This is a genomic window from Rheinheimera tangshanensis (assembly GCF_014645135.1).
GTDB classification, from domain to species: domain Bacteria; phylum Pseudomonadota; class Gammaproteobacteria; order Enterobacterales; family Alteromonadaceae; genus Pararheinheimera; species Pararheinheimera tangshanensis.
Genome location: NZ_BMLH01000001.1, coordinates 375,544 through 393,962, shown reverse-complemented (window position 1 = coordinate 393,962; position 18,419 = coordinate 375,544). Strand labels below are relative to the sequence as shown.

Annotated in this window: 18 protein-coding genes and 1 riboswitch; of the genes, 9 read left to right on the top strand and 9 right to left on the bottom strand. The window is 45.5% G+C overall.

What is annotated here, in order from left to right; all coding sequences use genetic code 11:
* Positions 1-2: 2 nt before the first annotated feature.
* Positions 3-2,231 (bottom strand): catalase/peroxidase HPI, encoded by a 2,229-nt coding sequence (gene katG, locus IEW88_RS01835; RefSeq protein ID WP_147902967.1) that lies wholly within the window; start codon positions 2,229-2,231, stop codon positions 3-5.
* Positions 2,232-2,460: 229 nt separating this feature from the next.
* Here katG and IEW88_RS01830 point away from each other — a divergent pair, with 229 nt between their 5' ends.
* The 3 genes from IEW88_RS01830 (at position 2,461) to IEW88_RS01820 (ending at position 4,300) form a co-directional block, all read left to right on the top strand.
* Positions 2,461-2,742: a type II toxin-antitoxin system Phd/YefM family antitoxin gene (locus IEW88_RS01830; protein ID WP_147902968.1), complete on the top strand. Its 282-nt coding sequence runs from the start codon at positions 2,461-2,463 to the stop codon at positions 2,740-2,742.
* Between the two features lie 418 nt (positions 2,743-3,160).
* Positions 3,161-3,340 (top strand): hypothetical protein, encoded by a 180-nt coding sequence (locus tag IEW88_RS01825; RefSeq protein WP_147902969.1) that lies wholly within the window; start codon positions 3,161-3,163, stop codon positions 3,338-3,340.
* Between the two features lie 60 nt (positions 3,341-3,400).
* A complete protein-coding gene (locus tag IEW88_RS01820) occupies positions 3,401-4,300 on the top strand; it encodes an SDH family Clp fold serine proteinase (protein WP_147902970.1) in 900 nt (299 codons plus the stop codon).
* A 350-nt stretch (positions 4,301-4,650) separates the two neighbouring features.
* On the opposite strand, the gene groL is transcribed toward IEW88_RS01820, so the two are convergent.
* Both groL and IEW88_RS01810 read right to left on the bottom strand, forming a co-directional pair.
* Positions 4,651-6,288 (bottom strand): chaperonin GroEL, encoded by a 1,638-nt coding sequence (gene groL / locus IEW88_RS01815; protein ID WP_147902971.1) that lies wholly within the window; start codon positions 6,286-6,288, stop codon positions 4,651-4,653.
* Positions 6,289-6,339: 51 nt separating this feature from the next.
* Positions 6,340-6,630, bottom strand: a complete 291-nt coding sequence (locus IEW88_RS01810) for a co-chaperone GroES (protein WP_053423916.1) — start codon at positions 6,628-6,630, stop codon at positions 6,340-6,342.
* 217 nt (positions 6,631-6,847) lie between these two features.
* Between IEW88_RS01810 and cutA the strand changes: the two genes are divergently transcribed.
* The 6 genes from cutA to prmA all read left to right on the top strand — a co-directional run bounded on the left by cutA (position 6,848) and on the right by prmA (position 12,736).
* A complete protein-coding gene (gene cutA, locus IEW88_RS01805) occupies positions 6,848-7,168 on the top strand; it encodes a divalent-cation tolerance protein CutA (protein ID WP_221411345.1) in 321 nt (106 codons plus the stop codon).
* Positions 7,161-8,975, top strand: a complete 1,815-nt coding sequence (locus tag IEW88_RS01800) for a protein-disulfide reductase DsbD (protein WP_147902972.1) — start codon at positions 7,161-7,163, stop codon at positions 8,973-8,975. Before cutA ends, IEW88_RS01800 begins: the two co-directional genes overlap by 8 nt.
* A 254-nt stretch (positions 8,976-9,229) precedes the next feature.
* Positions 9,230-9,688 carry a type II 3-dehydroquinate dehydratase gene (aroQ, locus tag IEW88_RS01795; RefSeq protein WP_147902973.1) on the top strand — a complete coding sequence of 153 codons (459 nt, stop codon included), beginning with the start codon at positions 9,230-9,232 and terminating at the stop codon, positions 9,686-9,688.
* A gap of 15 nt (positions 9,689-9,703) precedes the next feature.
* On the top strand, positions 9,704-10,159 hold the full coding sequence (gene accB, locus IEW88_RS01790; RefSeq protein ID WP_147902974.1) for an acetyl-CoA carboxylase biotin carboxyl carrier protein: 456 nt from the start codon (positions 9,704-9,706) through the stop codon (positions 10,157-10,159).
* 16 nt (positions 10,160-10,175) lie between these two features.
* The gene (gene accC, locus IEW88_RS01785) at positions 10,176-11,519 is read left to right on the top strand and encodes an acetyl-CoA carboxylase biotin carboxylase subunit (RefSeq protein ID WP_053423914.1); all 1,344 of its coding nucleotides are present in this window, start codon (positions 10,176-10,178) and stop codon (positions 11,517-11,519) included.
* 332 nt (positions 11,520-11,851) lie between these two features.
* Positions 11,852-12,736: a 50S ribosomal protein L11 methyltransferase gene (prmA, locus tag IEW88_RS01780; RefSeq protein ID WP_147902975.1), complete on the top strand. Its 885-nt coding sequence runs from the start codon at positions 11,852-11,854 to the stop codon at positions 12,734-12,736.
* Between the two features lie 67 nt (positions 12,737-12,803).
* Here the strand turns inward: prmA and IEW88_RS01775 are convergent, their stop codons facing one another.
* The 6 genes from IEW88_RS01775 to IEW88_RS01755 form a co-directional block, all read right to left on the bottom strand.
* Complete coding sequence (locus IEW88_RS01775; RefSeq protein WP_053423912.1) at positions 12,804-13,007, bottom strand: PspC domain-containing protein; 204 nt, start codon at positions 13,005-13,007, stop codon at positions 12,804-12,806.
* Positions 13,008-13,701: 694 nt separating this feature from the next.
* On the bottom strand, positions 13,702-13,827 hold the full coding sequence (locus tag IEW88_RS18765) for a hypothetical protein (RefSeq protein ID WP_260394360.1): 126 nt from the start codon (positions 13,825-13,827) through the stop codon (positions 13,702-13,704).
* 2 nt (positions 13,828-13,829) lie between these two features.
* Complete coding sequence (locus IEW88_RS01770; protein ID WP_053423911.1) at positions 13,830-14,096, bottom strand: hypothetical protein; 267 nt, start codon at positions 14,094-14,096, stop codon at positions 13,830-13,832.
* Between the two features lie 183 nt (positions 14,097-14,279).
* On the bottom strand, positions 14,280-15,281 hold the full coding sequence (dusA, locus tag IEW88_RS01765; protein WP_147902976.1) for a tRNA dihydrouridine(20/20a) synthase DusA: 1,002 nt from the start codon (positions 15,279-15,281) through the stop codon (positions 14,280-14,282).
* A 121-nt stretch (positions 15,282-15,402) separates the two neighbouring features.
* Positions 15,403-16,227 (bottom strand): glycosyltransferase family 32 protein, encoded by an 825-nt coding sequence (locus tag IEW88_RS01760; protein WP_147902977.1) that lies wholly within the window; start codon positions 16,225-16,227, stop codon positions 15,403-15,405.
* Positions 16,228-16,510: 283 nt separating this feature from the next.
* Positions 16,511-17,929 (bottom strand): hypothetical protein, encoded by a 1,419-nt coding sequence (locus IEW88_RS01755; protein WP_147902978.1) that lies wholly within the window; start codon positions 17,927-17,929, stop codon positions 16,511-16,513.
* A gap of 175 nt (positions 17,930-18,104) precedes the next feature.
* Positions 18,105-18,199: riboswitch (cyclic di-GMP riboswitch) on the bottom strand.
* Positions 18,200-18,419 lie beyond the last annotated feature (220 nt).

Genomic DNA, 18,419 nt, shown 5'->3' with positions numbered 1-18,419 from the left:
AATCACATAGTCAGATCAAACCTGTCCAGCGTCATCACTTTGGTCCAGGCGTCGACAAAGTCTTTAGTGAACTTCACTTTGCCATCCTGTGCCGCATAAACTTCTGCTATAGCGCGAAGCTCCGAGTGCGAACCAAACACCAGATCCACCGGGGTTGCAGTCCATTTCAGTGTGCCGGTTTTGCGATCCACACCTTCGTACATGCCTTCAGTTTTAGCCGACTTGCGCCACTCTGTGGACATATCCAGCAAATTGACAAAGAAGTCGTTGCTTAAAGTGCCGGGTTTACTGGTAAATACGCCGTGTTTTGCACCGCCTGTATTGGCGTCCAGCGCACGTAAACCACCTATCAGCACTGTCATTTCCGGCACGCTTAAGGTCAGCAGATTGGCTTTATCTACCAAAGCCTCAGCAGGAGATAACAGAGTATCTTTGCTGTAGTAGTTGCGGAAGCCATCAGCCATCGGCTCCAATACAGCAAAAGATGCCACATCGGTTTGCGCCTGACTGGCATCAGTGCGGCCCGGTGTAAAGGGCACTTCTACCGTGATGCCCCCTGCTTTAGCGGCTTGCTCTACTGCAGCACCGCCAGCAAGCACAATCAAATCAGCCAGAGAGACTTTTTTGCCACCGCTTTGGGCTTTATTAAAGTCCTGCTGAATGCCTTGCAGTTTTTTCAGTACCTTGGCCACTTCAGCCGGGTTATTCACCGCCCAGTCTTTTTGTGGCGCTAAAGCCAAACGAGCTCCGTTGGCACCACCACGTAAATCTGTACCACGGAAGCTGGCTGCTGCAGCCCAACTGGTGCGAACCAGCTCTGGCACTGTTAAACCGGATGACAACACTTTGGCTTTGAGCGCTTTGATATCCTCAGCGTTGACCAATTCATGATCGACAGCGGGCACAGCGTCCTGCCAAATCAAGGTTTCAGCTGGCACTTCAGCACCTAAATACCGAACCTTAGGCCCCATATCGCGGTGAGTTAATTTAAACCAGGCTTTAGCAAAGGCCAGTTCAAACTCCTTGGGGTTTTCTTTAAAGCGCATGGTGATTTTGCGGTATTCGGGATCTTCTTTTAGCGCCAGGTCTGTGGTGAACATAATAGGCGCATGGCGTTTGGTTTTGTCGTGCGCGTCCGGCACTAAATTGGCAGCCTGACCGTCTTTCGGGATCCACTGAGTGGCACCAGCCGGGCTTTTGGTTTTGACCCAATCAAAGGCATAGAGGTTATCCAGATACTGAGTAGTCCAGGCAGTTGGATTCACCGACCAGGCACCTTCTAAACCCGAAGTGACTGTATCTTCGGAATGGCCTTTGCCACATTTGTTTTTCCAGCCAAAACCTTGTTCTTCAAGCTCTGCCGCAGCAGGTTCTTTGCCAACACAGTCTTCAGGTTTATGCGCACCGTGCGCTTTACCAAAAGTGTGGCCACCCGCTATTAAGGCCACTGTTTCCTCATCGTTCATCGCCATACGACCAAAGGTTTCGCGAATATCTTTGGCGGCAAGCAAGGGATCAGGATTGCCATTAGGCCCTTCCGGATTGACATAAATCAGGCCCATTTGCACAGCAGCCAGAGGTTTTTGTAGCTTACGATCACCACTGTAGCGCTTGTCATCCAGGAATTTAGTTTCCGGTCCCCAGTAAACAATATCGGCTTCCCAGTCATCGGTGCGACCACCGGCAAAACCAAAGGTTTTAAAGCCCATAGACTCCAGCGCCACATTGCCTGTCAGCACCATTAAGTCAGCCCATGAAATTTGCCGGCCATATTTTTGTTTAATAGGCCAGAGCAAGCGCCGGGCTTTATCTAAATTGACGTTATCAGGCCAGCTATTTAAAGGCTCAAACCGCTGCTGCCCTCCACCTGCACCACCCCGGCCATCAGAAATCCGGTAGGTACCAGCGCTGTGCCAGGCCATACGAATAAAAAACGGCCCATAGTGACCATAATCCGGCGGCCACCAGTCTTGCGGCGTGGTCATCAGTTTGGTGATGTCGGCTTTGACTGCCTTTAAATCCAGCTTTTTAAATTCTTCTGCGTAGTTAAAGCTTTGATCCATAGGGCTGGATTCCACCCCATGCTGACGCAGCGGCGCCAGGTTTAATTGTTCAGGCCACCAGAACTGATTGTCTTTATTCATGCTTTCAGCACTGGCGATATGGGTAGTTAAAGCTAGCGAAACGGCGACTGCTAAAGCCGAGAGTAATGTTGTTTTCCGTTGAAGCATATGCGCTCCCTCCATTGGTTAAAGTTAACCTGCACCGCGCTAAACATTAGACCAATGGAATAGAAAATGTGGTTTTAATCAATTTAAGTGATTTATTGAAGTTTGGGCTATTTGTAAAGGTTTAGGGACAGGGGTTGGGGCGAGCGATCTTTGTAGCCAAACTACCTTGCTTGATTACTCAACTTACACTATATTTTGTACGTTATTTCGTACTTAATGGGGCTTTATTGTGGCACGTCTCCGTCTTGATCAGGACATCCAACCTCTTTCTGAATTCAGATCCAGTGTTGCTTCTTATATCCGGCAAATTAATGAAACCCGCCGTCCCTTAGTCATTACGCAGCATGGCAAAGGCGTCGCTGTGTTGATGGACGTAGCTGAATATGAAGCTATGCAGGAGAAAATTGAACTGCTGGAAGAACTGCGCACCGCAGAAGCCCAACTGGCGTCAGGCGCCGGAGTTTCGAATGAAGACGCCCGCAGTTTGCTGCTAGCTCGGTTGAAAAAATGAATGTGGTTTGGTCGCCTTTAGCTTTAGAAAAGCTGGGTAACGCAGCAGATTTATCACCACGAATCCACATGCAAAAAGTCAATTTTACTGAACTAATTACCGAGAATCAGTCTAAAACTATGTGGATAAAAGCGAAAAAACAAACTTATTAACAAACTTATACACAGATGAACGCAAAAAGACAGTTATTAGTGCATAGAAAAAGAATAACTTCATAGGTTATGCAAACTTAATTGCATTTTTATACAAAATGCTCTTGCGTTAGTCCGACGAATGGATCTATTGTCTATTTGAGCGCCAAAACTTATCACTTTAGTGATTGTGGAAACGGACGATAACAGTATAATACGCGCGCTTTTTGTGCAGATGAAATAACCAAAATGGTTTTTATCGGGTACGAACAAACAGGGTGATATTTATGGATTACGCAGCAATGTACGAAAGTTTAGGGTTTACTCCAACCCCAGATGCAATAAAAACAGCTAATAACAACGCGTCAGAAGCAACAAGCTTTGAAATATTTACACTGCTAAAGCATGTTCCTGAGAAGTTAGTTTCTCACACTTCTCCTCCAGAACAGCAAACAGCTGCTGTTTAAATTATTTAGAAATTTAAGCTCCCTAATTGGGAGCTTTTTTATACATTGGATGTACCCACTATGCCTAATTTCAATAAGATTCAGCTAGAGATCGCTACTCAGACCGTTACAGAAAATCCTCATCCGTCTGATAGTGTACGCAGAAAATATTTAGGTGAATTACATCAGCACACTCAAAGAAATGTCATCTGTTACTACTCAGGCTTTTTATCTAGGCCGGGCGTTGCTAATACAATTATCAATGACTCAGATAAAAATGGATTTATGAACGCAATAAGCGGCATAGATGTAAGCCTTGGATTAGACCTTATTCTCCATACCCCTGGCGGTGACATAGCTGCCACTGAATCTATAGTTGAGTATATATACAGTATATTCAAAGGTGACATAAGGGCGATAATACCGCAGATAGCAATGTCTGCTGGCACAATGATTTCTTGCTCTTGCAAAGAAATCATAATGGGAAACCATTCTAACTTGGGCCCTATAGATCCACAACTTGGAGGTATGGCGGCACAAAGTTTGATCGAAGAGTTTGAATATGCTGCATCTCAAATAATTCAAAACCCAGCATATGCTCATGTGTGGCGACCCATAATGGAAAAGTACCATCCCACTCTACTAACAACCTGTAAGCATGCCATCTCTTGGTCAAACACTATGGTGACTGAATGGCTTGCTAGAGGAATGTTTGCAGGTAAGGGGGATGAAGCAAAAGAGCATGCTTTAAAAGTGTCGCAAGCTCTTGGAGATCATACTAATCACAAAACTCATTCTCGACACATCACTAGGGATGAACTTAGAAGAATAGGTTTAAATATTTTGGATTTGGAAACAGATAAGCGACTTCAAGATTTAGTTCTATCAATCCATCATTGCTACATTCATGAAATGTCTATCTCTCCGATTTTTAAAATCATCGAAAACCATGCAGGAAATGCGATCATTGGACGTGGATGAAATATTGGTGCCAGCTTAGCTGCACATAAAAGACTAATAGATCGGATTTTAGGAAAGTCGCATACCAAACACCAGTAACTGCGCAGTGAGCAATCAAAAGTGAGCGCGGGAGGCGCGAACGGGCGAACGTAGTAGTTGGTGGTTGGGCTGGTTCGGAGAGCGGTTTGGTTTTGCTCTGAAGTTGAAGCGTCAGATTAGTTCAGATGGGATTGAGGATTCGGATGGAATATTGGGGTCAGAGCAAATTTGCTTCGCAAATCTTGATCTGACCCCTTCGTGAGCCGCCATTCCCCCTTAAAAACAACAAACCCGGCTTGCGCCGGGTTCATTTTTTTAGGGGGATGTGCGGATTACATCATTCCGCCCATTCCACCCATGCCGCCCATATCTGGCATTGCAGGAGCATCTTTCTTCGGCAGTTCTGTCACCATAGCTTCGGTGGTGATCATCAGAGAACCAACAGAAGCTGCGAACTGCAGAGCAGAACGAGTTACTTTGGTTGGATCCAGGATACCCATTTCCAGCATATCGCCGTACACGCCAGTTGCAGCGTTGTAACCGTAGTTGCCTGAACCGTTTTTCACGTTGTTTACAACAACTGAAGGCTCTTCACCGGCGTTATCAACGATTTGACGCAGTGGTGCTTCCATCGCACGCAGTGCGATTTTGATACCGTGGTTCTGGTCTTCGTTGATGCCACGCAGGTCAACCAGCTTGGCAGCTACACGTACTAAAGCCACACCACCGCCAGGCACTACGCCTTCTTCAACGGCAGCACGAGTTGCGTGCAGCGCGTCTTCTACGCGGTGTTTTTTCTCTTTCATTTCGATTTCAGTGGCAGCGCCTACTTTAATCACAGCAACACCGCCAGCTAACTTCGCCAGGCGCTCTTGCAGTTTTTCTTTATCGTAGTCTGAAGTGGCATCTTCCACTTGTTGACGGATTTGCTTCACGCGACCGTCAATAGCGTCCTGCTCACCAGCACCATCGATGATCGTGGTGTTGTCTTTAGTGATCACAACACGTTTAGCAGTACCTAAATCTTCCAGCGTGGCTTTTTCCAGCTCCATACCGATTTCTTCAGAAATCACTACACCACCAGTTAATACCGCGATGTCTTGCAGCATAGCTTTACGACGGTCACCGAAACCTGGCGCTTTCACCGCAGATACTTTGACGATACCGCGCATGTTGTTCACAACCAGCGTAGCTAAAGCTTCGCCTTCTAAATCTTCAGCGATGATCAGCAGAGGCTTGCCAGACTTGGCCACGCCTTCTAATACCGGCAGTAATTCACGGATGTTGCTGATTTTTTTATCCACAGTCAGGATGAACGGGTTGTCCAGTTCGACCTGACCAGCTTCCGGGTTGTTGATGAAGTACGGAGACAGGTAGCCACGGTCAAACTGCATACCTTCAACCACAGCCAGCTCGTTGGCTAAGCCCTGGCCTTCTTCAACAGTGATCACGCCTTCTTTGCCTACTTTGTCCATGGCATTGGCAATGATTTGGCCAATTTCATCGTCAGAGTTTGCAGAGATAGTACCAACCTGAGCAATAGCTTTAGTGTCGGCGCATGGCTGAGATAAAGCTTTTAATTCTTCAACGGCAGCGATCACTGCTTTGTCGATACCACGTTTTAAATCCATTGGATTCATACCGGCAGCAACAGCTTTTACGCCTTCGTTGATAATGTTTTGTGCTAACACAGTGGCAGTCGTAGTACCGTCACCGGCTTCGTCATTGGCTTTAGAAGCAACTTCTTTCACCATTTGTGCGCCCATGTTTTCGAACTTGTCTTCCAGCTCGATCTCTTTGGCCACAGATACACCGTCTTTAGTGATGATTGGTGAACCGAATGACTTGTCCAGAATCACGTTACGGCCTTTAGGGCCTAAAGTTACGCGCACTGCGTTTGCTAAAATGTTGACGCCTTTGAGCATCTTGTTACGGGCTTCATCGCCAAAACGTACGTCTTTTGCAGCCATTTTAAAAATTCCTCTGAATACTTTGAAATTAAATTAGAAAGTTCGGTTTAATTATTCGGTGATCACGCCAAGGATGTTGTCTTCTTTAGTGATGACATATTCCTGGCCTTCGATTTTTTCAGTGCGTTCTACGTAAGCACCAAAGATCACTTTGTCGCCGACTTTCACATCTAAAGGACGGACCGTGCCGTTTTCTAAAATGCGACCGTTGCCAACTGCAACCACTTCACCACGAGTAGATTTTTCAGCAGAAGCGCCAGTCAGCACAATACCACCAGCAGATTTGCTTTCAGCTTCCAAACGCTTGATGATGACGCGATCGTGTAATGGACGAATATTCATGCTTTTTTATCTCCTAAAAGCGATTTGAGTTTTAACATTGGGTGTTAAATTTGTTGTGTTTGCTATATGGGGCAATCTCCTTATGAACCCAAGGGCTATTTTTTAAAAATTTTGCGCATTTAAGTGTTTCTGCTTAGTTTTTGTGCAAACAATTCGTTTTATGCAACAAAATTCGGGTTAAGCAGGTCTTGTTTGCCGTGATGATGAGGATCCGACCATGATGATGGAACTGATTTTGTGTAATTGCCCTGATGCAGAAGTTGCAGAGCGCATCACTCAACACTTGCTGGAGCAAAAGCTGGCAGCTTGTGTTAACGTTTTGCCAGCAGTGCAATCGCATTATGTCTGGCAGGGTAAACTTGAACAAAGCACTGAAATTCCATTGTTAATTAAAGCCAGAAAAGAAGATTTTATCGAAGTCGAACAGGCCATTTGTGCTTTACACCCGTATCAGGTGCCTGAAATTATTGCTATTGCTGCACAACAAGTATTCGCCCCCTATTTACAGTGGGTTCAAGAGGTAACAAGTCGTGATTAAGAGTTTTTTAGTTAGCCTGCTGCTGTGCTTATCTTTTGTAAGTCAGGCACAAAGCACCAATGCGCTGGCCGCCTTGCAGCAAGGTTCGCAGTTTCTGCCGGTAGAGCAGGCTTTTGTGATGGATTTTCGCCAGCAAGAAAACAAGTTGCAGGTGAGCTTCACCATAGCGGACGGTTATTACTTGTATAAAGACAAGTTTAAGTTTGTCGGCATAGATGCTGCCTTTTCTCATCCACAGTACCCAAAAGGTGTGATGATTACTGACGAATACTTTGGTGAGTCCGAAGTGTATTTCCATCAGGTCGTGTTGGATATTCCGTTAAGCCAATTGGGTTCTGAAGCCATGCTGAAGGTGCGCTTCCAGGGCTGTGCAGAAGCCGGTTTATGTTACCCGGTGCAAACGCTGGATATTCCTTTGATAGCACCTGCTGTAACGGCTAGCGCCAGTACAGCTGATGCTGCAGCCGCTTTAGGTATTACGGATAATTCTGCTGCAGATGATTCAACAACAACTTCTACAGCACCGGTTTCAGAACAGCTGCAGCTGTTAGATAAATTACAAAGCGACAGCACGGTCAAAGCACTGTTTTTGTTTTTCCTGCTGGGTTTAGGTTTGGCTTTTACGCCTTGTGTGTTCCCTATGTACCCTATTTTAACCAGCATTATTGTAGGGCAAGGTCAGCAGTTATCCGGCAAACGCGCTTTTAGTTTGTCTATGGCTTATGTGCAGGGTATGGCTATTAGCTACTCCTTATTGGGTTTATTGGTCGCAAGCTTAGGTTTGCAGTTCCAGACCTATTTTCAGCACCCTGTTGTATTAATCGCCATCAGCATCTTATTTGTGTTTTTAGCCTTGGCTATGTTTGGCGTGTTTAACTTAAGCCTGCCGGAAAAATGGCAAAACAAAGTAAATAACTTAAGCAACAAACAACAAGGCGGCAGCATTAAAGGTGCGGCTTTGATGGGCTTGTTATCAGGTTTAGTCGCCTCCCCTTGCACCACAGCCCCTCTGACAGCAGCACTTTTATATGTAGCTCAGTCCGGCGATTTAGCCCTGGGCGCTTTAACGCTTTATATCTTAAGTATGGGTATGGGCTTGCCATTACTGATTTTAGGCAGCACGGGAGGTAAGTTTTTACCCAAAGCCGGCGCCTGGATGGATGTGGTTAAAGCCAGCTTTGGTTTCCTGTTATTAGCAGTGCCAGTCTGGTTACTCAGCCGTTTCCTGCCTGCTTATGTGGTGGTCATTGCCGCAACTCTCGTCTTGTTGATGCTGGCTGTGTATTTACACCGCTTATCGCAGCAACTCTCTTCCGGTACTACAGGCCAAAGCATCAGTTGGATGCTGGCCTTAGTGATAGTGCTGGGCACTACAGGTGCGAACTTATGGTATTGGTTACCTGGCGCTACAGTGACAACGACGCAAGTCACTCAGACACAAAACACAGAATTTAAACTGGTGAAAACTTTGGATGAGCTGCAACAGGAAGTGGAAAAATCGGCTGAAGCAGGTAAACCTGTGCTGGTCGATTTGTTCGCCGAATGGTGTGTGGCCTGTAAAGAGTTTGAGCACATCACTTTTGCTGATGGCGAAGTGAAAAGCTTAATGGCGCAGTTCACCTTAATTAAGATAGATGTCACCCATGCCACTGAGCAGGATCAGCAATTGCTCGATCATTTTCAAGTTTTAGGTTTGCCAACTTTGCTGTTATTTGACAAAAACGGCAGCGAATTAACGCAATCTCGCATTACAGGCTTCATGGGACCAAAAGATTTTAGTGCCCATTTAGGCCCAATACTGCAGTAAAAATTCCCGCGCTACTCACGGCAAAGTCAGACTGGCTCTGACTTTGCCGAAATTTCACAGCTTCATTTTCAACTTCGCAAAAAAGTTCCGCTCTGCTGATAAGACCAGTATTTTGCTGCCATTTGCAACGATTTCACTATAATAAGCGGCAAATCTGCAGCGACAGCTGATCGCTGAACAAAAAAGATGCAATTGCTTTATGCCTTTGGCAAGATAGTTGGCAATTAAACAAGATGACGGGAAATTCGCGCTATATGTCTACAAACTTACGTATTTTGCTGCTCAACGGCCCTAACTTAAATATGTTAGGCAAACGTGAGCCTCAAATTTATGGCGCCGCCACTTTACCGCACATTGTTGATGGCTTAACTGCCCATGCCAAAGAGCTGAATGCTACTTTGACTCATCTGCAATCTAACGCCGAACATGAGCTCATCAACGCTATTCAGCAAAGCCTTGGACAACAGGACTTTATTATTATCAACCCGGGCGCATATACCCATACCAGCGTGGCGATTCGTGATGCGCTGCTGGCCGTGGCTATCCCTTTTATTGAAGTGCATTTGTCCAATGTACATGCGCGGGAAGAATTCCGTCGTCACTCGTATTTATCCGATATCGCCAAAGGTGTGATTTGTGGTTTAGGGGCCAAAGGCTACCACTATGCACTGGAATCGGCGGTGTCGTCCTTATCAACCATTCCATCAAATTAATTAGGCAACTACGTCATGGATATCAGAAAAATTAAAAAATTGATCGAACTGCTGGAAGAATCAGGCATTAACGAGCTTGAAATTACTGAAGGCGAAGAATCCGTTCGTATCAGCCGCAATGGCCCAATGCAGCAATATGCTCCAATGCAGTATGCTGCTGCGCCAATGCAACAAGCTCCTGCTGCAGCGCCAGTTGCTGCCGCTGCTCCTGCTGAAGCTGCCAAGCCAGTCATCACTGGCCACCAGATGCGTTCACCTATGGTAGGTTCGTTCTACCGCGCAGCATCTCCAACTTCCAAAGCTTTTGTTGAAGTAGGCCAGAGCGTTAAAGTGGGTGATACGCTGTGTATTATCGAAGCGATGAAGATGATGAACCAAATCCAGTCTGACAAGGCGGGTGTGGTGACACAAATTCTGGTAGAAAACGGCGAGCCGGTTGAGTTTGACCAGCCATTATTTGTGATCGAATAAGTTAAAAGGCAGACTCATGCTAGAAAAAGTACTGATCGCCAACCGGGGTGAAATTGCACTGCGTATTTTACGTGCGTGTAAGGAACTCGGTATCAAAACGGTGGCTGTGCACTCCACAGTAGACCGTAATCTGAAACACGTGCTGCTGGCCGATGAGACCATTTGTATTGGTCCTGCGCCATCACCACAAAGTTACTTAAATATTCCTGCGCTGATTGCCGCAGCTGAAGTGACCAATGCCCAGGCGATTCACCCTGGTTATGGTTTCTTAGCTGAACGTGCTGATTTTGCGCAGCAAGTGGAAGAAAGTGGTCTGGTGTTTATCGGTCCACGTCCTGAGTCTATCCGTTTAATGGGCGACAAAGTTTCTGCCATTGAAGCCATGAAAAAAGCCGGTGTACCTTGTGTACCAGGTTCTGACGGCGCTGTGGGCGACGACGACGAAGTCAACAAAGCTATTGCTAAACGTATCGGTTACCCGATTATCGTTAAAGCTGCTGGCGGCGGCGGTGGTCGTGGTATGCGTGTAGTGCGCAGCGAAGACGAACTGGTTGAATCTATTGCGATGACCAAAAACGAAGCAGGCACTGCTTTTGGTAATGACATGGTGTACATGGAGAAATTCCTGGAAAACCCACGTCATATCGAAATTCAGGTGTTGGCTGATGGTCAGGGCAATGCCATTCACTTAGGTGAACGTGATTGTTCTATGCAACGTCGTCACCAGAAAGTGGTAGAAGAAGCGCCAGCTCCAGGCATTACTCAGGAACTGCGTAATTTTATCGGTGGCCGTTGTGTGCAGGCTTGTATCGACCTGAACTACCGTGGTGCTGGTACTTTCGAATTCCTGTTTGAAGACGGCGAGTTTTATTTCATCGAAATGAACACCCGTATTCAGGTAGAACACCCAGTGACAGAAATGATCACTGGTGTGGATCTGATTAAAGAGCAGCTGCGCATTGCCTCTGGCATGCCACTGAGCATTAAGCAGTCAGACATTGTGATCCGTGGTCATGCTGTGGAATGCCGTATCAACGCTGAAGATGCCAAGACCTTTATTCCGTCGCCAGGCACTATCACCCGCTTCCACCCACCAGGTGGCAACGGTGTGCGTTGGGATTCGCATATTTACGCGGATTACACAGTGCCGCCAAACTACGATTCCATGGTGGGCAAGCTGATCACTTACGGTGAAAACCGTGATATCGCTATAGCCCGTATGCGTAACGCATTAAGCGAACTGCTGGTCGGTGGGATCAAAACCAATATCGAGCTGCACAAGCTGATTATGACAGACGAGAACTTCAATAAAGGTGGAACGAACATCCACTATTTGGAACATAAACTCGGTCTGAAGTAATCCCCTGCGTACTTGAAGCTGCAGCGTTGTTGACTTCAAGCTCTCGCCCCAGTCGCATAGGCAACTATGCTCCTGGGGTCTCAAGCACTTGTCGCCTAGCTGCAACATCAATTACTTTGGGTATTGGTCTTGCCGTCGTACTTGAAGCTGCAGCGTTGTTGACTTCAAGCTCTCACCCCACATGTGTTTGAACATGAGACGGGCGGGGACAAGCCTCGCCCCTACAGAGCCACCTTCCCGGTGGCTTTGCTTTTTGCACCACCTAAGCGCTGATTTTACGCCGCCAAACTGCTACAATTCGCGTCCATTTCCAGAGAGTGAAGAGCAACGCCATGCCGTGGATCCAATTACGCGTAAACAGCACTGAAAAACAAGCCGAGCAGGTCAGTGATATGCTGATGAGCTGGGGCGCGCAAGCTGTCAGTTTTGTTGACGCCAAAGACACCCCTATTTACGAACCTCTGCCGGGTGAAGTCTTGTATTGGGAAAATACGGTTGTGGTGGGTTTGTTTGATGCCGAGCACAAAATGGACAAAGTGGTTCGTCAGCTGGAAAAAGCCGCCATTTTCAAAAATGGTGTGCAGTACAAGCTGGAACAACTGGAAGACAAAGACTGGGAAAGGGAATGGATGGATAACTTCCACCCTATCCGCTTTGGTAACCGTTTATGGGTTTGCCCAAGCTGGCGCGATATTCCGGACCCAACTGCAGTAAACGTAATGCTCGACCCTGGCTTGGCGTTTGGTACTGGTACTCACCCTACGACTGCGCTTTGTATGGAATGGCTGGATGCGCAGGAATTATCGCAAAGTTTAGTGGTCGATTTTGGCTGTGGCTCAGGCATTTTAGGTATTGCTGCATTAAAGCTTGGCGCTAAGCGTGTGGTTGGTATCGATATTGACCCTCAAGCTATTGAATCAAGCCTAGCCAACGCTACCCGCAACGGTGTAGAACAACAAATTGAGCTGTATTTGCCGAAGGATCAACCAGCTTCATTACAAGCAGATGTAGTAGTGGCTAATATTCTGGCCGGTCCGCTTGCACAATTGAGCGGCATTATCAGTGCTTATGTCAAACCAGGTGGCTTACTGGCGCTGTCCGGTATTCTGGAAAGTCAGGCTCAGTCGGTGATCGATGCCTATGCGGCAGAATTTGAGTTTGACCCGGTAGCGGTTAAAGAAGAATGGGTGCGCTTAACGGCGCGAAAGAAAGTTTAATGCCTTATCTATAGCTTAACTGCTCTACAGGCGACCTGCCCGGTCGCCTGTTGCGAACAAATTCATATCAGTACACCCAACGTTCTGGCAGTATCAAAGCGGCGGCTATATAAGCAACCAAAACTGCGACCGGAAAGCAGAATGCCATTACCACTACAAGTGCGCGAATAACCCAAATCGGCTGATCATAATAGGCGGCAAAACCTGCACATACACCAGAAATTTTGCGTTTAGCCTTGTTTACAAACCAGGCGTTTTTGTCGTTTCTCATCACGTTACTCCCCAACTTTGTTAATTACCGCTTTATCCAGCATCCACAGCAAACCAGCTAAAGCCCAGACCACGACTATGTTGATGATAATCAGCGACATGTCCTGTTCCTCCTTCACCGGATTAATCCGTTCAGATTTCGTCTACGGCCCAGCTACCTACTATGCCAAACCATGCTAATACAACCATCAGTGCTACTATTTCCATTTTGACTCTCCTAACCTTTATTTGTGCTTTTGCTGGTACTCACCAACGCTTTGCTATTTAGACTTCGTCAGCTGCCCAGCTTGCAACAATACCGAACCAAGCTAATACAACCATCAGTGCTGCTATTTCCATTTTGACTCTCCTCAACCTTAGTTAGTGGTTTAATTCATCATCAGTTCATCTGTTGATATCTATACGTTGCAGCTGTTGTGCCAATTTGAAAATAAATTTTAAACCATTGTTTTTAATGAACTTAATCAAATAAAAACAACAAAACCTTTATAGCTCAAATTTCATTCAAAACACGAAAGTAGTATTTTTGACCACTTTTTAGCTGATTTAAAAACAGCCTATTGAGACTAAACTCAGGCATGCAAATACAGCAGGATGACACTTCAGACAAGTTTGAAAATTGGTAGATCTAAAGGGATCGACAGATACAAACAGGAAAGCAGGAGAGGACGTAAAAAAGCAAAACCCGGTACTACTTAAAACCGGGTTGAAGAAGGAATATCGAAAGGCGGTAATAACCAATGCCAGATCACAGACACCAGGCCAACACTAACTACGGGTAATAAAAATAAACCCAACAACCCTAATGTTAAACTCAGCATCCCTAGTCCACCTTAGCTACTGCAATTACAGTTTCTTTTTCAGTTTCAGTGGTGGTCGCTAAAGTGGTTGCCAGTTCAGCCAGAGCTTTTTGGCTTTGCTCCAGAATAGCAACTTTTAACTCAGCCATTTGCTGGCTCATCAATTCGGCAGCTAACACACTAACGGCTTGTGTATTGACTGAAGGTAAGCTCAGTTCATTGGCTTGCGCTGCTGGAGTCACAGCAAAAGCTGCAGTGGTAACAAGGACTAATGTAGCAAGTGTTTTCATGGTCGTGCTCCTTAATGAGTAGTGAAGTTCACTATGTCTATTTCAAGGTGCATGCCATACTGAAAAAATTTACTAAATCACTGATATTTAATGAATTAAATAAAATAAAAAGAATAATCAAAAAAATACACAAAGATTAAAAACAAAAAAGTGGTGAAATTCACCACTTTTTTGTTTTCGAAATTAAAGCTGCGGCACCTTTTTCAGAGCATCCAGCATCACCTGTGGACCACTGGTCGGTAAGTGGCCTATTTCACTTAAATGCCGGCGCCATAAGCGAGCACCAGGCACGCCCTGAAACAACCCAAGCATATGCCGTGCTATATGCCAGAAGCGTGCACCTTGTGCCATCTGGCGTTCAATATAAGGCAACATCAGCTCAACCACCTGATGCGGCGTGGGCACCACGCGTGGGTTGTTATAAATAGCTGCATCAATTTGTGCCAATATCAAAGGGTTAGCATAGGCTTCACGTCCAACCATAACCCCATCGACGTGCTGCAAATGGGTTAAACAGTCAGCCAGCGTTTTCACACCACCATTGATGGAGATATCTAACTGCGGGAAATCTTTTTTCAGCTGATAGACTCTTTCATAATCCAGAGGCGGAATTTCGCGGTTCTCTTTGGGGCTTAAACCACTTAACCAGGCTTTGCGGGCATGCACTATAAACTGGTTACAGCCGGATTCAGCGATAGTGCCGATAAAATCCACTAAAAACTGATAGCTGTCGTGATCATCAATACCAATACGGCTTTTTACTGTGACAGGAATATCCACCACAGAACGCATTTCATGGATACAGGCAGCGACTAATTCAGGTTTGGCCATCAGGCAAGCACCAAACATACCGTTTTGCACTCTGTCCGACGGACAACCGACGTTGATATTGATAGCGTCGTAACCCCGCTCCTGGCAAAGCTTAGCACTGTGCGCCATGTCTTTTGGATCCGAGCCGCCCAGCTGCACAACCACTGGATGTTCTTCTTCATTAAAGGCCAGATAATCACCCTGACCATAAATGATAGCGCCTGTAGTGACCATTTCGGTATAGAGCACAGCGTGCTGTGACAATAATCTGTGGAAATAACGGCAATGCCTATCAGTCCAGTCCAGCATAGGGGCAATGGAGAAACGGTGATCCATAATCACAGGCTTTGAGGGGGAATTAGTCGAACTCATCATAAAACGGCTGCCATCTGGTTAATCTGCTGTTTTCTTCGGCTCTAAATACAGAGTGTAGAAAAATCGCGCGAGTATACACCAGACAGCCCGGCATTTCAGCGTAAAGCGGAGTTTGTGGTGATCAGGGCTGAGATTTAAGCAATAACAAGCTATAACGCGAACTTAGCTCCAGCAAAGCTATTTTTCTCTCGCCTTGTTTTAACGGTAGCTCACCGCTACGGACTTTATTACGCTTCAAGCGCAGTAACTGATACCCTGCCAGATAAACCAGCAATTTCCGGCTGTATTCCTCAAACCAAGAACCATTGAAGTGGTGAATACTGAAGTTTTCTTTACCCGGTTCAGGTGTGCAAAAGTAATGACTAGGATAAATGAAAGCATCTTCGGTTAATTGATTGATCTGGTCACTCGCGTAGGGTTTACTCAAACCAAAACTTTGGGCAAATATATCACTGAACAACCCGGTATTCGGTGTTAAATCTTCAGAACCATCTGCTTTGTAAAAAGATTTGCTGTCATAAGCGCTTAGCAACTTTTCAACGACCGCATGACGGGGGGCTGCCCCAATCATTGCTGAGAGTGGCGCTACACGTCCTTTAAAATTCTCAAAACCAATGACAAATCCGTGATGACGAAATGGCTGCAGATCTGCAGTTAACTCTAAGTCGGTATCAAAATAAAATCCGCCCATTTCCCGGAGCGCATAAAGACGCAGGAAATCTGACACAAAAGCCCATTTTTTCGCTGCGAAAGCCTCTTGAGCATAACGATTATTTAAAGCAGCGAAACGCTCATTATTCCATTCGATAATTTCGTAATCTGGTAAAAACTTCTTCCAGCTGGCAATACAACGTAAAGCCAGTTCTGTTTTCGGGGCAGTACCTACCCAAACATAATGAATAATTTTTGGAATAACTTCTGGATTCATGGAGTGCTGTTCTAACATGCAAAGTTACTCATTAGTTTATGCTTATGCTCAAAGTTGACTGTAATCATTTGTTACTCTTTAGTTACAAGACGAAGTCAGGGGCGCGGCATATTAGTTGCTTTGGCGTAGGATAGCAAAGAATTAATTAACCATAAATTAACGACGAAACATACAAATAAAAAAGAAGGTTTAGGCTAGTTTTCGCCTCGCAAATTTTCGTCTTCGATTCAGAGACTTAAAACAGCGAGGCGAGTCAGATAAATAGCAGACAGAGCGCAAAGCGACTCTGTCCGGCCAACCATTAGTTAGTACGATCTAAACCACCACTAATAATTCCAACTGAAACATCAGTGTTATTATTTAGATGAACAAACAACATTAAACGGTCTTTTTCCAAATCCTGAGCGGTAACGACACCTGAATATGAACCAGCCCCATCACAAGAGGTTAACTCTAGTGCAATGTCAGCGATAGAGTTTTCGTAGCCGGATACAGTACCGCTCACTACAGTACAATCCAATAACTTACCACTTAAACTACCATTATCAGCGATACTCAACTCACCCCAATTCCCCGTCACTGAGCTTAATAAAGATTGTTTTGGCACAGGTTGCAGGTTGAAAAAGGATTCAGACAGGTCCGTGTCGTACGTGATTTCACCTTCCACAGCCTGGCCCGTCAATTTCGGCACCATCAGTTTTAATGAAGCCTTTACAGCAGTTTTGACTGGCCAGGTAATACCTTGACCTGCCGCGTTCAAGGTAGTGACATCAGCAGGTGTCTGATACTCAAAAAAGTATTTTCCACCATTGTTACCGCCTGAATAATAGACTTTGTTGCTTTTGGTAAATAAGATTTTGCCCGTAGTGTTGGCGTAAAAGGCCGTATTTAACTTACCGGACAAAGCCAATTGTTCCTGCTCAGATGCAACAGTATCTAACGAAGCGCTTACAGCCTTGTTACCGTTGTCTAAACCAAACCACTTCAGGTAAGTCACATCATTAAAGTTGTATGACCATAAGACACCTTCGTAGCTGCCCGCTTTGTCGCAGCTGCTATAAGTTAAGGTTGCTGCAAACACACCATTGGACTTCGCACTTAAAATGCCACTGATTTGACAGTTGTTTGCATCAACAGCACTGAATGTGGTGTTGCCGTCAATTTGGACACTTCGAAAATCGGAGCTAATCCATTGACCATTCAACTTGCTAAGATCTGTAATATTTTCAACTGGGTTAAATCTATTGCCATTGAGAAAGAAACTGTTACCCATAGACAAAGCCAAACCTGTCATTGAGCTAATCACTTTATCGCTATTGATAGTAAGCGTTGCATCAAACTGTCCTGAATTAACCATAGTTTGATCCGCGAGTTGATAGACAGCCGGAGCATCAACAATCTTATCAGCGACAACATAGTCTTTCACTTTGTCGACACGAGACCACATGGTGCCGTCAGTCTCAAAGCTGACGTAATACATAGTATCGTCGACCACAACGGCTTCGGAAATAGTGCCCTGATTCTCGCGCACATAAGTGCCTGCGGAAAACTTGACTGTATTGGTAGCCGAAGGCTCGGGTGTAGGAATTGGAGCTGGGGCCGGAGTAGTTGAATTCCCCTGTGATGCAGGTTCAGACGAACCTCCACCGCCACCACATGCAACTAGTCCAGACAAAGTGAAACCACAGATCACGCCGAGGGCTAACTTCCTTTTCAACATTGAAAAACTCCATACAAACAAAAAACCTGAGTACAACTGAGGACTGCACTCAAAGGCTATAAAATAACCACAGCAACTTATGGCTGTTGGCAAGAAGGGCAAAGATTCTGCAAAGAAACTTATAACTATAAAGAAGGAGGACCAGATACTTTAAATCAGAGGAAGCTGAGTGAGTACATGCAACCACTGCCATCATATACTTCATCAAAGAAGTAAGTAGACCAGCGGCTTTGCGTCCTGACCTTTCGGAACAGTTTGCCATTTGTGTTTTCACTTAGACTGATACAACAGACCATACAGCCTAAGAAAACGGCGACAATATATACAAACTTTTACACTTAAACAAACAAATTAATACAAAAAATCACTGTTAGATTACTTTTCAACCTTTTAAAGGCACAAAGAATAGGTCTGCCGCAGATAACGTCTTTATAAATCTATGCGCTTATTGCCTTGCGCTCCTCTAAAAACAGCTAGCTACGAAGTGAGA

What these genes read in the sequence shown, in the direction of transcription:
- IEW88_RS01810 (WP_053423916.1), bottom strand. Translation starts at nt 6,630, where the DNA reads ATGAATATTCGTCCATTACACGATCGCGTCATCATCAAGCGTTTGGAA.
- accB (WP_147902974.1), top strand. Translation starts at nt 9,704, where the DNA reads ATGGATATCAGAAAAATTAAAAAATTGATCGAACTGCTGGAAGAATCA.
- IEW88_RS01760 (WP_147902977.1), bottom strand. Translation starts at nt 16,227, where the DNA reads ATGTTAGAACAGCACTCCATGAATCCAGAAGTTATTCCAAAAATTATT.
- aroQ (WP_147902973.1), top strand. Translation starts at nt 9,230, where the DNA reads ATGTCTACAAACTTACGTATTTTGCTGCTCAACGGCCCTAACTTAAAT.
- prmA (WP_147902975.1), top strand. Translation starts at nt 11,852, where the DNA reads ATGCCGTGGATCCAATTACGCGTAAACAGCACTGAAAAACAAGCCGAG.
- IEW88_RS01770 (WP_053423911.1), bottom strand. Translation starts at nt 14,096, where the DNA reads ATGAAAACACTTGCTACATTAGTCCTTGTTACCACTGCAGCTTTTGCT.
- groL (WP_147902971.1), bottom strand. Translation starts at nt 6,288, where the DNA reads ATGGCTGCAAAAGACGTACGTTTTGGCGATGAAGCCCGTAACAAGATG.
- katG (WP_147902967.1), bottom strand. Translation starts at nt 2,231, where the DNA reads ATGCTTCAACGGAAAACAACATTACTCTCGGCTTTAGCAGTCGCCGTT.
- cutA (WP_221411345.1), top strand. Translation starts at nt 6,848, where the DNA reads ATGATGATGGAACTGATTTTGTGTAATTGCCCTGATGCAGAAGTTGCA.
- IEW88_RS18765 (WP_260394360.1), bottom strand. Translation starts at nt 13,827, where the DNA reads ATGCTGAGTTTAACATTAGGGTTGTTGGGTTTATTTTTATTACCCGTA.
- IEW88_RS01775 (WP_053423912.1), bottom strand. Translation starts at nt 13,007, where the DNA reads ATGAGAAACGACAAAAACGCCTGGTTTGTAAACAAGGCTAAACGCAAA.
- IEW88_RS01825 (WP_147902969.1), top strand. Translation starts at nt 3,161, where the DNA reads ATGGATTACGCAGCAATGTACGAAAGTTTAGGGTTTACTCCAACCCCA.
- IEW88_RS01755 (WP_147902978.1), bottom strand. Translation starts at nt 17,929, where the DNA reads ATGTTGAAAAGGAAGTTAGCCCTCGGCGTGATCTGTGGTTTCACTTTG.
- IEW88_RS01820 (WP_147902970.1), top strand. Translation starts at nt 3,401, where the DNA reads ATGCCTAATTTCAATAAGATTCAGCTAGAGATCGCTACTCAGACCGTT.
- accC (WP_053423914.1), top strand. Translation starts at nt 10,176, where the DNA reads ATGCTAGAAAAAGTACTGATCGCCAACCGGGGTGAAATTGCACTGCGT.
- dusA (WP_147902976.1), bottom strand. Translation starts at nt 15,281, where the DNA reads ATGATGAGTTCGACTAATTCCCCCTCAAAGCCTGTGATTATGGATCAC.